Below are 14,851 nucleotides of genomic sequence, written 5' to 3' on the forward strand. Positions count from 1 at the left end.
TCCGGTCAGTGCACCGCACCATCCTTGGTCGCCGCGCCGCTGCGCTTCTGGGCGGCCCGGTCCGCATCGGTCAGCGGCTGGGGCACCAGGGTCGCGACCGTCATCTGGTCATCGCCAAAATAGCGCGCTGCCACCGATTGCACCTGCGCAGCCGTCACCGTTTTCATCAGCGCCAGCAGCTTGTCATTGGCATCCAGCGGCAGGCCCAGCACCCAGTTGGAGCCCAGGTCATTGGCCTGGCCAAAGACCGAGTCGCGTTCATAGACGGTCGAGGCCTGCCACTGCGTGCGCACCCGCTCCAGTTCGCCCTCGCCCACCCCTTCGCTGGCAACCCGGGCCACTTCGGCACGCAAGGCCGTCTCTACCTCTTTGGCGGTCTTGCCCTGCGATGGCACACCGCCCAGCAAGAAGGTGGAAGGCCCCCGGTTGACCACGCTGGCACCGCTGAAGGTGGCATCGGCCACACGGTTGGCGCCCTGGGTCAGTTGGCGGTCCAGGCGCGCGCCGTCATAGCCGCTGAGCACGGACCCGAGCATCAACAGCGCCATCGCATCCTTGTCGCTGTCCTTGGGCTCGACCAGGTTGCGCAGGTCAGGCACCTTGAAGCTCATCACCACATAGGCCTGCTCGGCAGGCGCCTTGTAGTCGAGACGGCGCTCGCCCTTTTGCAGCGGCTCGGGCCGGGGCTTGCGCTCGGGTAGCGCACGGCTGGGAATGCTGCCATAGTATTTTTCGGCCAGCGCACGCACCTTGTCCACATCGACATCGCCGGCGACGACGACGACGGCGTTCTCCGGCACATACCAGGCTTTATGGAAAGCACGGGCATCATCGGGGTGCATGGAATCGAGGTCGCCCATCCAGCCAATCACCGGGCGGTGGTAGGGCGAGGCCTGCCAGGTCGCGGCATTGAGTTGCTCCATCAGGCTGGCACGCGGGTTGTCATCGGTGCGCATGCGGCGCTCTTCCTTGATGACCTCGATCTCTTTCTTGAACTCGCTGTCAGGCCACTGGTTGTTGGCAAAGCGGTCCGACTCCAGGCGCATCACGTCTTCGAGCTTGCCGGACGGGATCTGCTGGTAGTAGCCGGTGTAGTCGCGGTTGGTGAAGGCATTGTCCTGCCCGCCCAGCGCCGCGACCTTGCGCGAAAAGTCGCCGGGCGCCACCGTGGCCGTGCCCTTGAACATCATGTGCTCCAACGCATGGGCCAGGCCCGAGCGGCCATCGACCTCGTCCATCGAGCCCACACGCACCCAGACCATGTGCACGGCCGTCGGCGCGCGCTTGTCTGGCTGTACGATCAGGCCCATGCCGTTGGACAGGGTGAACTGCTGGGCACCGGCAGAATTGGAGGCAATGGCAGCGCTGGAGACCGGCGGCGCGGCCAGCGCTGAAGAAGCCCCAGCGCCCAGGGAGGCCATCAAGGCCAGCAAAATGGTGGAACGTTTCATAAAATAGGCTGATTCTACGTAGCGCACAATGTTCAGTTTTTTCAAGAAAAAATCTCCCGCTGCCGACGCAGCCCCCAACCCTTCCGCCGCCGAGCCAGCGCCAGCGCCCGCTCCGCTGGCCGGCACCCCGGCGCCCGCACCCCAGGTGCCCAGTGCGCCGGTGGCCCCTGTCCCCCCTGTGGCGGCGGAGCCCGCCAAGACGGGCTGGCTGCGTGGCCTGGGCATGGGCGGCAAGGCCGCAGCCCCGGCACCCACAGCTGCAGAAACAGTAACAAAAACCCCATCTGCACAAGCCCCGCAGGCGCCGATAGCTCCTATCACTATAGCACCCGAGGTTCCCAGCAGCCGCGACAGCTGGATGGGCCGCCTGAAGAACGGGCTGCGCAAAACCGGCTCCAGCATTGCGACGGTTTTCACCGGCACCAAGATCGACGAACAGCTGTATGAAGAGCTGGAAGAGGCCCTGCTGATGGCCGATACCGGTGTCAAGGCGACCCAGCACCTGCTGGACGACCTCAGGCAGCGCGTCAAAGACAGCAAGACCACCGACCCGGCCGCCGTCAAGGAACTGCTGGCCAGCGCGCTGGCCGACCTGCTGGCACCGCTGGAAAAGCCGCTGGTCATCGGTGAGCACAGCCCCACGGTCATCATGGTGGCCGGTGTCAATGGCGCCGGCAAGACCACCTCGATCGGCAAACTGACCAAGCACCTGGCCGATGCGGGCCAGAGCGTGCTGCTGGCGGCGGCCGACACCTTCCGCGCTGCGGCGCGCGAGCAGCTCGGTGTCTGGGCCACTCGCAACACGGTCGAGATCATCAGCCAGGAAGGGGGCGACCCCGCGGCTGTCAGCTTTGATGCGGTGACCGCCGGCAAGGCCCGGGGCAAGGATGTCGTGCTGGTGGATACCGCCGGCCGCCTGCCCACCCAGTTGCACCTGATGGAAGAGCTCAAGAAGATCAAGCGCGTCGTCACCAAGGCCGATGGCAGCGCGCCGCACGAAGTGCTGCTGGTCATCGATGGCAACACCGGCCAGAACGCGCTCAACCAGGTGCGGGCCTTTGACGATGCCCTGCAGCTGACGGGCCTCATCGTCACCAAGCTCGATGGCACCGCCAAGGGCGGCGTGCTGGCGGCCATTGCGCAGGAGCGCCCCATCCCCGTGTACTTCATCGGCGTCGGCGAAAAGGTCGAGGACCTGGAGACATTCAGCGCCAAGGAATTTGCGCAGGCCCTGCTGGCCTGATCGCCACACCGGCCCTCCCCCGTGCAGCCCCGCTCTGCCCAGCGGGGCTTTTTCTGGGCTGAGTCATTGTAGTTTCATGCAATCTTGTTATTTTTTGCACTTCCTGGTGAAGACATGCTTTCACCACATCGGCCTTGAAGGCAGGAGGTTTCATGAAAAAAGCAAGCGTGCGGCAGCTGTGTGCCGCCGGGCTCTGGGCCATCAGCGGGTTGGCGCTGGCCCAGACGGTGGTGTTCAGCGAGAACTTTGATGCAGCGGGCGCCGATGCGCCTGCCGGCCTGGGCACAGCAGCGCCCGCCGGCTGGACGCTGCGGCTGGAGAATGCCGAGACAGTGGCCACCAGCGGCCGCTCGACCGCGGCCAAACTGCCCTGGCTGGGCTGGAAGTTCGTCACGCCCAGCTACTGGACCACCCAGGTCTCGGGCGGTGAGCGTGCCGAGTGGACCAAGGCCAGCGGCAAGATCGCCGTGGCCGAATCGGATGGCCTGCGGCCCACCAGCGGTCAGTACTTCAGCACCGTGATGGAGAGCCCCGGCATTGCGGTCCAGGGCGGCGGCAGCTACACGCTGGCCTTTCTCAACCATTTCCAGATGGGCTCGACGAAGAAGGAGAGCATCAAGGTCGAGGCGGTCTTTGATGACAGCAGCGTCCAGACCCTGTTGAATGAGACCAGCGCCTCGCGGCTGAACCAGGCCGAGAGCCTGGCCTTCAGCGTCCCGGCCGGTGCCAAGAGTGTCAGCCTGCGCTTCAGCTACCTGAACACCGACAACAATTGGTACTGGGGCCTCGATGATGTGGTGCTGACCCGCACCAGCAGCGAGCCGCCCAAGCCCTTTGATCCTGCCAAGCTGCCCAGCACGGCCACGGCACCGGCACTGACCGTCGGCCCCACGTTGCAAAACCCCGGCCCCGACCACATGGCCGTGATGCTCGAGACCAGCGAATCCGCCCCCACCATCTGGTGGCGGCTGGCCGGCAGCACGGGGCCTTACACCTTGCTGCCCACCAAGAACCCGGTCGGCGACTTTGCCGACAGCAGCATCTTCTTTGCCGACATCACCGGTCTGCAGTCCAACACACTCTATGAGTACGCGGTGGTGACAGGTACCAGCGCAGCACCCAAGCTGGCAGGCCCTTTCCAGTTCAAGACCTGGCCACGCGAAGGCGATGGCGTCGCCAGCGCCAAGTTCGCCGTGGTCTCGGACACCCAGGATGGCCTGGCCAACCGCCTCAAGAACATCACCCAGGGCATCATCAACAACGACTGCGCAGGCGTAGCCGCCCAATGCGCGCAGAACCTGGCCGGCTTCATGGTGCCGGGTGACCTGGTCGGATCGGGCGGCACACGCAGCAACTGGAAGGACCAGTTCTTCGGACCGCTGGCCGCCATCACCGCTTACGTGCCGCTGATTCCCGCGCCAGGCAACCACGAATATTTTGGTGGAGAACAAGCCAGCGCCGGCGCTGAAAAGAGCTGGGCCAAGACCTACCGCAAGTACTTCAACCGCATGCCTGCCAATGGCTCGGAGAAGCACCCGCTGCACTGGTACCAGCTGGACTACCTGGGCATGCGCATTGTCGGCAGCGACTTCAACCCCGCCTCGGCCATGCACAACACCGGGGGATGGAGCAGCTATGACAACGGCCGCGGGCTCTTCCGCGCCGACTACATGCAGGAGCACCTGAACTGGTTCACCGGCCTGATGGCCCAGACCCGTGTGGACAAGAAGCCCTATGTGGTGCTGCTCAACCACCATCCCTGCCTGAGCGAAAAATGGCGCCAGGGCGAGGTAATGGCCACCTGCGATTTCATTGCGCAGATGGAAGACTATGGCCGCACGACCGGGGCCATCACGGCCAACCTGAACGGCCATGTGCACTTCTATGAGCGCGGCAATTCGATGAACAGCCGCCATCTCTGGCTGAACGTGGCCTCTGGCAGTGGCGCGCTCGAAGGCGCCAAGCAAAGCGATGACAGCGATCTGGACGTCATCGCCAACACCAAACTCAGCTTTGGCTATGGCACCCTGGAAGCCAGCTTTGGCAGCGCCACTCCGGCCCTGACCTGGAAGCGCTACGACCTGGGCGCCTCCACCACCAGCAGCACGCCAGACGACAGCATCGCCATCACCAGCCAGGCCTGGTCCCTCAAGCCGGAGCTGGTCCAGGCCAAGCTGGGCAAGGTCGATCCGGCCCGTCTGCAGCTGGCCTACCGCCCAGTGGCCGGGCCAGCGCTCTACGAAGCGCAGTGGCAGGTCTCCAAGGACCCGCAATTTGCCGCCGGCCAGCCGGTCTACGACGTCTGGGGCAATGACACCCGCAGCGAAAACTGGACCTACCTGAACGGCGTGCGCACCAATACGCAAAAGGATGCCGACATCACCACCCTGCCGCTGGGCCAGCTGCTGGCCACCCCCCAGCGCCTCTACCCGAATGTGGCGGCCAACACCGCGCGCGGCAAGCTGACGAGCGCCATCATTGCAGGCGGCAACAGCCTGCGTGACCGCTGGAGCTGCGGCTACAAGTGGGACGAAGACGGTGACAGTGGTGCCGAGCGCCAGGGCGGCCGCCAGTGCTATGCGCAGCTGCTGCAGGCCGGTGGCAGCAAGGGCTCGGCCTGGGACCCCTTCCAGGGCCAGCCAGCGCAGGTGCTGCAGCTGGGCCAGGATGAACGCTGGTACTGGCGGGTCCGCGTGCGCGATACCCATCTGAACTGGTCCGGCTGGAGCGCGACCGGCTCTTTCGAGCTGGGCAACCCCGCGCCTGAGCCCGAGCCTCCCGTGCAGGACCTGATCGACACCGGCCTGCCCAGCCCCGGCGGCAACCTGCCCGCGATGAACCTGAACATCCAGGCCGCCACCCGCTGCGACCAGTCCAACGCCAGCGTCAGCCCCGTGCCCGCCGGTCTGCTGCCCGCCGGCCTGCAAGCTGCTAGCGGCCTGCTGTCCTTCACGCTCTCGGGATGCGACCATGCAGGCTTCAGCGCCCAGGTCCGCCTGGAGCTGCCCGCCGGCCTGCCCGCCAATAGCCGGGTCATGAAGGTACACACCGCGAGCAACGGCCAGCGGACGGTCAGCGAGATCACCGGCGCCAGCATTGCAGGGGGCGCCGTCCGCTACACCGTGACCGACGGTGGCCCACTGGACGAAGACGGGGTGGTCAACGGCGCCATCGTCGATCCGGTGCTGGTCGCGGTGCCCGCCGACATCGTGGTGCCCCCGGTGCCGGCCGCCCAGCCGGTGCCCGCCAACCAGCCTCTGGCATTGCTGCTGGCATCACTGCTGTTGATCGCAATGGCTGTGGCCGCAAGACGCCACCGCTGAATGGACCACCGGCCCCAGCACGTATCTGCCGGGGCCGGTGTTGCACAATAGCGCGGGCTGCCCGAGCAGCCTGCCCCCTAAGGAAACGCATCCATGCTGCAAGAAGACCGCTTCGTCCGCATCCAATCGCTGCTCGCCTCGATCGACCGGCTCAGCACCGAAAGACTCATTCAGGACATGCAGGTCTCGCGCGAAACGGTGCGCCAGGACTTGCTGGCGCTCGAGTCCATGGGCCTGGTGCGGCGCGTGCATGGCGGCGTTGCCCGCGTCACACAGGACGAGCCCCCGTTTGTGCAGCGCCAGGCGTTGCGCGTGGCAGAAAAGCGCGCGATTGCGAAGGCGGCGGTCAAGCGCCTGCAGCCGGGCCAGATGGTGTTTATCGATGCGGGCACCACCACCGCCATCCTCGCCGAAGAGCTCCGGCTGATCAGCCGGCTGGTCGTGGTCACCAACTCCATCACCGTCGCCCTGAAGCTGGCAGGCACCCAGGCCCCGTCAGACACAGCCCAGGGCATGCGCGTGGTGCTGCTGGGCGGCGATACCAACCCGGAAATTCCTTGTACCTATGGACCGGTCACCCTCAACGAGATCCGCCGCTACCGCGCCGATGTCACCCTCATCTCGCCCGTGGGCATCAACGCGCACGATGGCGTGACCTTCGGCAATGAGCAGGAAGCCAGTCTGGCCACGGCGATGGCCGAGCAGTCTTCCTCGCTGCTCGTGCTGGCCGACTACAGCAAGATAGGGCTGCGCAGCCGCTACGCTGTGACCCGCCCTCCTGCCCAGCAGACGCTGGTTACCAATATCCATGCGGCCAATGCGCCGGCCTTGGCAGCGCTGAGCGCGCAGGGGTTGGACGTGGTCACCGTTTAAGGCGCCACGGCAAGGCCTCGGTTCTGGCCCTCAGGCCTGCACCGGGGTTCCCACCTCGGCCGCCACCCAGGCTGCATAGGCGGGGCTGGCAGGGCCATCCCCCCACAGCCATTGCGGCAGTGCATAGGGATGCAAGGGCACCAGCAAGCGTTGCAGCGCCGGCAGGCTGCGGGGCGTGGTCTTCCAGGTGATCCGCCATTCATCGCCCTGCTGCAACTGACCGTCCCACCAGTAGTGCGAATGGATTTTCTCGACCTGCGCGCAAGCGGCGAGCCGGGCATGGACCCCTTCCCGTGCCAACGCATGCGCAGCCGTTTCGCTGTCTACCGTGGTACTGGCCCAGGCCACCAGGTAGTTGCCGTCGGGGCGGGGGTTCATTGCCAACCTGTCCATTTTCAACTCCATGACTTTCATCACATATTAGCCGCTCTACGGCTGCCATCCAGCGTGGTGGCGCGCGGCAATGCCCGCCGATTCTTCGGCCATTCCTTGGAACTTATCCACAACCTGGCCACTCCAACCGTCCTGAAAGCGCATACGGGTGTCAGACAGCACCCCGCCCACTGCGGCTGCCGCCGTAAAGAAACTTGAAGATGCTCAAAAACAGGAGCAACGCCTCCTTCACCGGCGCCGTTTTCAGCGTTGCTTAGCTGAAACTTAACCCCCCGCATACTGCACCGCAGCATGGGAACTCCCACAGCATCTAGGGACTCCTACCGGTGTTACTATGTATCGCATAGACGAAAGGACTTCTAGCGTGACAACTCATTCTGGAGCCGCCATCCCCTCTACCGCACTGGCTCCTGCAAACCCATGGTCGTTGGTACCACCCCTGGGCAATCTGGACGCATACATCACTGCGGTCAACCGCATCCCCATGCTGACCCCCGAGGAAGAGCTGGGCTATGCGAAGAAACTCAAGGAAAACGGCGATGTCGAGGCCGCAGGCCGCCTGGTGCTCTCGCACCTGCGCCTGGTGGTATCCATTGCCCGCCAGTACATGGGCTACGGCTTGCCGCACGGCGATCTGATCCAGGAAGGCAATGTCGGTCTGATGAAGGCCGTCAAGCGCTTTGACCCCGATCAGGGCGTGCGCCTGGTCAGCTACGCGATGCACTGGATCAAGGCCGAGATCCACGAATACATCTTGAAGAACTGGCGCATGGTCAAGGTGGCAACCACCAAGAGCCAGCGCAAGCTGTTCTTCAATCTGCGCTCGATGAAGCAGGGCTTCAAGGCGGAAGCTGGCATGGAAGACGGTGCCATGCAGCGCGACACGCTCTCCGAGAGCGAAATCGATGCGATGGCCGCGCATCTGAATGTCAAGCGCGAAGACGTGATAGAGATGGAAACCCGCCTGTCGGGCGGTGATGTGCTGCTTGACCCCAGCCCTTCCGATGACGGCGAGCAAGCCTACGGCCCCATCGCCTATCTGGCTGATGCATCGCATGAGCCGACCGCGATGATCGAATCGCGCCAGCGCGATTACCTGGCTACCGATGGTATCCAGGAGGCCCTGGCCACCCTGGACGAGCGCAGCCGCCACATTGTGGAAGAGCGCTGGCTCAAGGTGAACGACGATGGCTCGGGCGGCATGACCTTGCACGACCTGGCTGCAGTTTATGGTGTCAGCGCCGAGCGGATTCGCCAGATCGAATCGGCAGCCATGAAGAAAATGCGCAAGGCATTGGCGGAGTATGCCTAAATAGGCAAAGAATATCCCAAAGGGTATATTGATATCCAGAGGGTATTAAATACAATAATTAACGCGCAGACCTGTCGGTCTGTGCGTTTTTTTATGCTTGCATGCGACTTGGTGAATGTATAAAGTGCCTGCCGCCACGGTTCATGCGAAACTGGAACTCTTATGACATTTAAATTACCTCGCCGTCTGATGGTGGCCACCCTCGCCGCCCTATGGGCCAGCACCGGCGCGCTGGCAGCGGACAACTGGCCGAGCAAGCCCCTGCATCTGATCGTCGGCTTTCCAGCCGGGTCGTCGCCTGACCTGACTGCCCGCGCGCTGGCCGAGCCGCTGGAAAAAGCGCTGGGCCAACCGATCATCGTCGAGAACAAGGTCGGGGCCGGGGGCAATATCGCCGCCGAATATGTGGCGCGCGCGACCGACGGCTACACCTTCAGCGTGATGATCAACGGCAATATGACGATTGCCAAGCTGCTCAATCCGTCGATCCGCTATGACCCGCTGACCGATCTGCAGCCTGTCGGTCTGATTGGCGTGGCACCGCTGGTGCTGGTGGCGCCGGCCAAGGCGCCCGAGGGCAAGGCCTTCTTCGACGCCGCCACCCAGGCGGGCAGCAGCTGGAGCTATGGCTCGCCCGGCGTAGGCACCATTGGCCACCTGGGCATGGAGCTGCTCAAAAGCCGCGCGAAGATCAAGCCCGAGCACATCCCCTACCCTGGCTACCCCCAGGTGTTCAATGGCATTCAGGGCGGCGACCTGCAGCTGTCGATGCTGCCCCCGGCGCTGGCGATGAACCAGATCCAGGCCGGCAAGCTGCGCGGCATTGGCGTGACCTCTGCCGCGCGCAGCCCGCTGGCCCCCGGCCTGCCCAGCCTCAAGGAGCTGGGCATTGCCAACTACGACATGGAAATCTGGAACGCCGTGGCAGCGCCCAAGGCCATGCCCAAGGCCCATGTCGACAAGTTGGCCGCTGCCGTGGGCGAGATCGTGCGCAGCCCCGACATGCGCCAGAAGCTGGCGCTGCAGGGCTGGCAGGCGGTCGGCAGCTCCCCCGAAGGCCTGAAGAACCGCATTGATGCCGATGTGAAGGCGCTGGGCGCCATCATCAAAGAGCAGAACATCCGCGCGCAATGACGGCCGCCCAAGTCTTCTCCGATCTCAGCGCCTGGCAGGTGATGGCCTGGGGCCTCGTGTTCTTCAGCGCGCTGTACCTGATCGGAGGGCTGGGCATGACGGCACTCACCCGCTTTCTGCAAAAGCGTGGCATTGGCCGGGTGCTCGATACCCGGCCGCTCAAGCCCGACCAGCTGCGGCGCGAATGGCGCCAGTCCTTTCACTCCATCTTGGTGTTTGGCCTGGGCATGGTCGTGCCCTGGGGCTTTGTGCAGCTGGGTTGGGCGCATTTCGCCATCGCCCCCAGCGGCTGGCAGATCGCCATCGAGATCTGGGTGCTGCTGATCTGGAACGATGTGCACTTCTGGATCAACCACCGCCTGCTGCATACGCGCTGGTTCAAGCGCTTCCACGGTGACCACCACCGCTCGGTCGTGGTCACGCCGTGGTCAACCTACAGCTTCCACCCGATCGAGGCGATGATGCTGGGCAATGTGATCCTGCTGCCGATGGTGCTGCATGACTTTGCCTTCTGGTCACTCGCTTCGGTGCCGGTGTTCAGCATCTTTCTCAACGCAGTGGGCCATGCCAATTACGACTTCTTCCCACATGTGGGGCCCCGCCACCCGCTGGCTGCCAGCCGCCGGCACCACCTGCACCATGCCCGGCCGGCCGGCAACTATGGCTTTGCGCTGGCCTTCATGGACCGGCTGATGCGCAGCGAAGCCGACCCGCTGCCGCCACGCGCGGCCCCAGGCCGTCCTGCTGCTTGAACCGGTCCGCATGACCCGCGACGACAGCCTGCCCCAGCCCGCCACCGCCTCCCGCAAGCTGCCCCGGCTGCGCCATTGGCGTGACTGGCAATCGCTGCTCTACATGCTGGCGCTGCCGCTGATCGCCGCCTGGCAGTGGCAGCATGGTCTCGTCTGGTGGCTCTACCTGGTCGCGCTGTTTCTGACTCTGGGCATCGGCGTCATCCACCACAACCACACCCATCTGCGCATGTGGACGGGCCCCCACAGCCGCTGGCCCAACCGTGCCACCGACTATGCGCTGACCCTGCTGCAGGGCCACCCCACCTTTGTGTTCTGGCCCGCCCATGTCGGCAACCACCACCGCTACAAACATGGCGAGCAGGACATCGCCCGCACCTACCGCTTTGGGGGCGACACCAACCACCTCTGGGGTTACCTGGTCCATCCGCTGCAGGCTGCCTGGGTGCTGTACCCGCTGTTCATCCGCTGGCTCCGTGGCCTGCGCCAACGGCATCCGGGCGCGTTTCGCTACTGCATGGGCCAGTACGCGCTGTGGCTGGGCAGCTGGGCGGCTCTGCTGGCGCTGGACTGGAAAAAGGCGCTGCTCTTCGTCATCGTGCCGCAACTCCATGGCCTGCACTGGCTGCTGGCCACCAACTACCTGCAACATGCCCATGCCGATGGCCGCAAGCCCCCCAAGCCGGAAAACGATACCGGCAGTGGCATGCTGAACTACGCACGCAATTTTGAGGGCATGGTCAACCCGTTGCTCTTTAATATTGGCCTGCACACCGCCCACCATGAATGCCCGCATGCACACTGGTCGGCGTTGACCCGCCTGCATGCCGATGAATACCGACACCGAGTCCACCCGGTGCTCAATGAGGCAGGCCTGTTGCCGTATATGGCGCGGGTCTTTGTAGGAGGGTTGGTGCGCCGATCGGCCCGCAGCCGGTCGCTGATGCCGCCTATGGAGAAAAAGTAGTCATCTATGCCAGTCGCATACTCGCAGGTCTATATCGAATCCGCCGGTCACTTCATGCCCGGTGCCCCCGTCGCCAATGACGGCATGGATGCCTATGTGGCTCCGCTCAACCGGCTGTCCGAACGCATCAAGCGCCGCATCCTCGCGGAAAACGGCATCCAGCAGCGCCACTATGCGATTGCGCCCGATGGCAGCACCACCTACAGCAATGCGCAAATGGCCAAGGGCGCTATTGAAGCAGCACTGGCGCAGGCCGCAAGGCCGCTGGCCGACATCGGCTTTCTGGCCAGCGGTTCATCGGGTGGCGATGCGCTGATGCCCGGCTTTGCCAGCATGATCCAGGGCGAGATGGCCGCCCCGCCGATGGAGCTGCTCAGCGTGCATGGCGTCTGCGCGGCCAGCGTCGGCGCGCTGCAAAGCGCGGCGCTGGCGGTGGAGCATGGCACGCATGGCCATGCGCTGGCGGTGGCCAGCGAGATGCCGTCCCGGCTCTTCAAGCGTTCGCGCTACGCGGGCCAGGACTACAACACCGATTTTGATGCGCACTTTTTGCGCTGGATGCTGAGCGATGGCGCCGGCGCCGTGCTGCTGGGCCAGGGCGCCGCGCTGCCCCAGCGCCCCGACCTGCGCCTGAAGCTGCGCTGGACACACCAGCGCAGCTTTGCCGGCGACTACCCCGTGTGCATGCAACTGGGCCTGACGCATGACCGCCAGCGCAGCCACCTGGATTTCCCCTCCTGGGCCGACGCCGAGGCCGCGGGCGCGCTGTCGCTGCGCCAGGACATCCGCCTGCTGCCCCACCTCTTTGATGTCTGCATCCACGAGTACGCGCGCATCGCCCACCAAGGCTGGCTGCCCGAGCGCGGCATCGACCACTTTCTGTGCCACTACTCGTCGGAGAAATTCATCCCCGTCGTCGATGAGCTGCTGAACAAGGCCCAGCTGTCGATCCCGCGCGAGCGCTGGTGGAGCAACCTGGCCTGGCGCGGCAACACCGGTGCGGCCTCCATTTTTGTGATGATCGCCGAGTACCTGCAGACCCAGCACGAGCGCCTGAAACCCGGCGACACGATGCTCTGCTTTGTGCCCGAGTCCGGCCGCTTTACCGCTGGCTATATGCTGCTGGAGGTGGAGAACCACACGCCCGCCAGCCCGGCAGCAACCCGTGCCAGCATGCCAGCCCAGCGAGCCACCCCCGCCGCCGCCGCTGCACAAAGCGCGCTGATCGCCCCACCCCATGACCCGGCCGCCGCCCCGGCAGGCCTGGCACCCCTGCTGACCGAGCTGGCCAGCATCTGGCATGACTACCGCTCCCAGGTCTGGCGCACGCCGCTGGTGCACCGCATCCACAGCGGCCAGATCCAGCAGGCCGACTATGTGCGCTGGATGAGCCAGTGGGTGCCCCAGGTGCGCGAAGGCAGCCTGTGGATGCGCGAAGGCGCGGCCTCGCTCACAGGCGCCTATGCCGAGCTGGCCGCACTGATGGGCGTGCATGCCAGCGAGGAGCAGAACGACTTCAAGATCCTGCACCAGGACTACCTCAACGCCGGCGGCACGCAAACCGACATCCAGCAGCTGCGCCGCAACCCCGGCGGCGAGGCGCTCAACAGCTACCTGCACAGCCTGGCGGCCACCCCCAACCCGATTGGGCTCCTGGGTGCCATCTACATCATCGAAGGCACGGGCCAGCGCATCGTTCCCAGCCTGCTGCCGCTGCTGCGCCAGCACCTGGCACTGGGACCGGACTGCTTCCGTTTTCTGGAATACCACGGCACCAATGACGAAGACCACCTGGAGCGTTGGCTGATGGCCGTGCAGATGGCCATGGCGCTGGACGAGACCGGCACTGCTGCTGCGGCGATTGCCGCCACCGCACGCCATACCGCGGCGCTCTACCTGATGCAGTTCCGGCACATTCTGGATGCCACGGCCACGGAGCCCGCACGATGACCGACTTCCGCGACATTCCCCACGACGAGCGCGATCCCAACCCCTGGCTGGCGCTCTACCTGGACGAAAGCGCGCCGCTGCCCGACCATGTCAAGGCAGCCTGGCTCAAGGATTCGAGCAGCCGCTCGCGCCAGTTTCTGCTGCCCTTCATCCGGCCGGTTGCACGGCTGAGCATCATCCTGATCCAGATCCTCAAGGTGCTGCTGCCCAAGCGCTGGGCGCATTCCAAGCTGCTGCACCGCACCCTGGCCTTCAGCATGAACCGCTTTGTCTCGCCCGAGGCGAACTGGCTCATCATGCGCCACTTCCACCTGGGCTCGCAGATCCTGAGCTTTATCGGCGCCAATGCCCCCACGCCCGTGCCCACACAGCCACTGGCACCGATGGAGATCGACGACATCAAGGACGAGCTGTTCCTCAAGCACGACCTGAACCTGTTCAACTTTGTCATCCGGCTCAACACCAGCTTGCGCACCCACGGCCAGCACATGGGCCCGGTGGCCGAGCCCAACTTTGGCATGCTCTGCGATCCGCCGCTGGAGCTGGCGGCGATGCCGCAGGGGCGGTTGAACATTCTCGATCTGCAAAGCGCCATCGAAATCTACACGCCGGTCTACCAGCTGCTGCTGACCGACAACGATTTCTGGCGCGCCAGCAATTCGCTGCAGCTCGATGAGACCGTCGCCATCTATGCAGCCAAGATCCTGTCCTCGCCCGAGCATTTGGTGATGCTCAACAACAAGCACCCGCTGGTGCCGCTGTCCACCCTGCGCGCCGGCCACCGCCTGGTGCTCCATGGCCTGTCCACCGAGATGCTGCACTGCCTGTTGATGCGCATGGCCACCGGTGAGACCCCGCTGCCCAGCCGCGAAATCGCCAAGACCCGGCAGGCCGCCGGCCGCTCCCCCCAACCCAGCTGAGCCACCGTCCCCCACCACCTTCCGATGCAGACGCCGCCCCCCGAACACCCTATCCCCGCACGCTGGAGCCCTTGCGGCGCCGGCCATGTCGCCGTCTATGGCACCTTGCGCGCCGGCGGCGTCAACGACATCACCCGCCTGGCCGACCAGCTTGCCTGCGTGGGCCGCACCCTGCTGACCGGCACCTTGTATGACCTGGGCTGGTACCCCGGTTTGCAACTGCAGGGCAGCGGCCTGGTGCTGGCCGAGGTCTACCCGTTGAGCGATGCGCTGGAGCAGGCGATGGACCGCATCGAAGGCATCTGGCCTGTCGATATTGGCGAGTACACCAAGCGCGTGCTGACCCTGGATGTGGAGTTGGTCAGCGGCGGCCAGCAGCCGCTGGAGGTGCTGGTGTACGAGGCCCTGCCCCCCGCCCTGCACGGACGCACGCAGATCACCGCGCAGGACTGGCTGGAATGGATTGCGCAGCAGGGCCGCGAGCACCCCGATACGGCATTCAGCTTGAACACGCCCCCGGGCTAAGCTGCAAA

At 65.0% G+C, this 14,851-nt stretch carries 12 protein-coding genes; 10 read left to right on the forward strand and 2 right to left on the reverse strand.

Translation table 11 applies throughout. The features are described from left to right. Positions 1-5: 5 nt before the first annotated feature. On the reverse strand, positions 6-1,451 hold the full coding sequence (locus ACCQ08_RS12965; RefSeq protein WP_373450010.1) for a M16 family metallopeptidase: 1,446 nt from the start codon (positions 1,449-1,451) through the stop codon (positions 6-8). A 28-nt stretch (positions 1,452-1,479) separates the two neighbouring features. Between ACCQ08_RS12965 and ftsY the strand changes: the two genes are divergently transcribed. The 3 genes from ftsY (at position 1,480) to ACCQ08_RS12980 (ending at position 6,890) form a co-directional block, all read left to right on the forward strand. Next, positions 1,480-2,694 carry a signal recognition particle-docking protein FtsY gene (gene ftsY, locus ACCQ08_RS12970; protein ID WP_373450011.1) on the forward strand — a complete coding sequence of 405 codons (1,215 nt, stop codon included), beginning with the start codon at positions 1,480-1,482 and terminating at the stop codon, positions 2,692-2,694. A 152-nt stretch (positions 2,695-2,846) separates the two neighbouring features. Continuing rightward, entirely contained in the window at positions 2,847-6,017 is a 3,171-nt protein-coding gene (locus ACCQ08_RS12975; RefSeq protein ID WP_373450012.1) for a choice-of-anchor U domain-containing protein, read from the forward strand. A 93-nt stretch (positions 6,018-6,110) separates the two neighbouring features. Further along, positions 6,111-6,890, forward strand: coding sequence for a DeoR/GlpR family DNA-binding transcription regulator (locus ACCQ08_RS12980; protein ID WP_312412843.1), 780 nt, complete (start codon positions 6,111-6,113; stop codon positions 6,888-6,890). A gap of 30 nt (positions 6,891-6,920) precedes the next feature. Here ACCQ08_RS12980 and cutA read toward each other — a convergent pair whose 3' ends face one another. Further along, positions 6,921-7,268: a divalent-cation tolerance protein CutA gene (gene cutA / locus ACCQ08_RS12985; protein WP_239809256.1), complete on the reverse strand. Its 348-nt coding sequence runs from the start codon at positions 7,266-7,268 to the stop codon at positions 6,921-6,923. A gap of 349 nt (positions 7,269-7,617) precedes the next feature. On the opposite strand from cutA, the gene rpoH reads away from it, so the two are divergent. From rpoH to ACCQ08_RS13020, 7 genes are all read left to right on the forward strand, one after another. Then, entirely contained in the window at positions 7,618-8,595 is a 978-nt protein-coding gene (gene rpoH / locus ACCQ08_RS12990; protein WP_373450013.1) for an RNA polymerase sigma factor RpoH, read from the forward strand. Positions 8,596-8,757: 162 nt separating this feature from the next. After that, positions 8,758-9,729 (forward strand): Bug family tripartite tricarboxylate transporter substrate binding protein, encoded by a 972-nt coding sequence (locus ACCQ08_RS12995; RefSeq protein WP_373450014.1) that lies wholly within the window; start codon positions 8,758-8,760, stop codon positions 9,727-9,729. Continuing rightward, positions 9,726-10,481: a sterol desaturase family protein gene (locus ACCQ08_RS13000; RefSeq protein WP_373450015.1), complete on the forward strand. Its 756-nt coding sequence runs from the start codon at positions 9,726-9,728 to the stop codon at positions 10,479-10,481. Before ACCQ08_RS12995 ends, ACCQ08_RS13000 begins: the two co-directional genes overlap by 4 nt. Positions 10,482-10,491: 10 nt before the next feature. Beyond that, positions 10,492-11,448 (forward strand): fatty acid desaturase, encoded by a 957-nt coding sequence (locus tag ACCQ08_RS13005; protein WP_312412834.1) that lies wholly within the window; start codon positions 10,492-10,494, stop codon positions 11,446-11,448. Between the two features lie 6 nt (positions 11,449-11,454). After that, a complete protein-coding gene (locus ACCQ08_RS13010; RefSeq protein WP_373450016.1) occupies positions 11,455-13,398 on the forward strand; it encodes an iron-containing redox enzyme family protein in 1,944 nt (647 codons plus the stop codon). Further along, positions 13,395-14,318 carry a hypothetical protein gene (locus ACCQ08_RS13015; protein WP_373450017.1) on the forward strand — a complete coding sequence of 308 codons (924 nt, stop codon included), beginning with the start codon at positions 13,395-13,397 and terminating at the stop codon, positions 14,316-14,318. The genes ACCQ08_RS13010 and ACCQ08_RS13015 overlap by 4 nt, the downstream gene beginning before the upstream one ends. Positions 14,319-14,342: 24 nt before the next feature. Continuing rightward, positions 14,343-14,843: a gamma-glutamylcyclotransferase family protein gene (locus ACCQ08_RS13020; RefSeq protein WP_312412825.1), complete on the forward strand. Its 501-nt coding sequence runs from the start codon at positions 14,343-14,345 to the stop codon at positions 14,841-14,843. The last annotated feature ends 8 nt before the right edge of the window (positions 14,844-14,851 follow it).

The organism is Comamonas sp. SY3 (assembly GCF_041730275.1).
In the GTDB taxonomy this organism is placed as follows: Bacteria; Pseudomonadota; Gammaproteobacteria; order Burkholderiales; family Burkholderiaceae_C; genus Comamonas; species Comamonas sediminis.

Coding starts and splice junctions, on each gene's coding strand:
- ACCQ08_RS12980 (WP_312412843.1), top strand. CDS start 6,111: ATGCTGCAAGAAGACCGCTTCGTCCGCATCCAATCGCTGCTCGCCTCG.
- rpoH (WP_373450013.1), top strand. CDS start 7,618: ATGTATCGCATAGACGAAAGGACTTCTAGCGTGACAACTCATTCTGGA.
- ACCQ08_RS12965 (WP_373450010.1), bottom strand. CDS start 1,451: ATGAAACGTTCCACCATTTTGCTGGCCTTGATGGCCTCCCTGGGCGCT.
- ACCQ08_RS12995 (WP_373450014.1), top strand. CDS start 8,758: ATGACATTTAAATTACCTCGCCGTCTGATGGTGGCCACCCTCGCCGCC.
- cutA (WP_239809256.1), bottom strand. CDS start 7,268: ATGAACCCCCGCCCCGACGGCAACTACCTGGTGGCCTGGGCCAGTACC.
- ACCQ08_RS13020 (WP_312412825.1), top strand. CDS start 14,343: ATGCAGACGCCGCCCCCCGAACACCCTATCCCCGCACGCTGGAGCCCT.
- ACCQ08_RS13000 (WP_373450015.1), top strand. CDS start 9,726: ATGACGGCCGCCCAAGTCTTCTCCGATCTCAGCGCCTGGCAGGTGATG.
- ACCQ08_RS13015 (WP_373450017.1), top strand. CDS start 13,395: ATGACCGACTTCCGCGACATTCCCCACGACGAGCGCGATCCCAACCCC.
- ACCQ08_RS13005 (WP_312412834.1), top strand. CDS start 10,492: ATGACCCGCGACGACAGCCTGCCCCAGCCCGCCACCGCCTCCCGCAAG.
- ftsY (WP_373450011.1), top strand. CDS start 1,480: ATGTTCAGTTTTTTCAAGAAAAAATCTCCCGCTGCCGACGCAGCCCCC.
- ACCQ08_RS13010 (WP_373450016.1), top strand. CDS start 11,455: ATGCCAGTCGCATACTCGCAGGTCTATATCGAATCCGCCGGTCACTTC.
- ACCQ08_RS12975 (WP_373450012.1), top strand. CDS start 2,847: ATGAAAAAAGCAAGCGTGCGGCAGCTGTGTGCCGCCGGGCTCTGGGCC.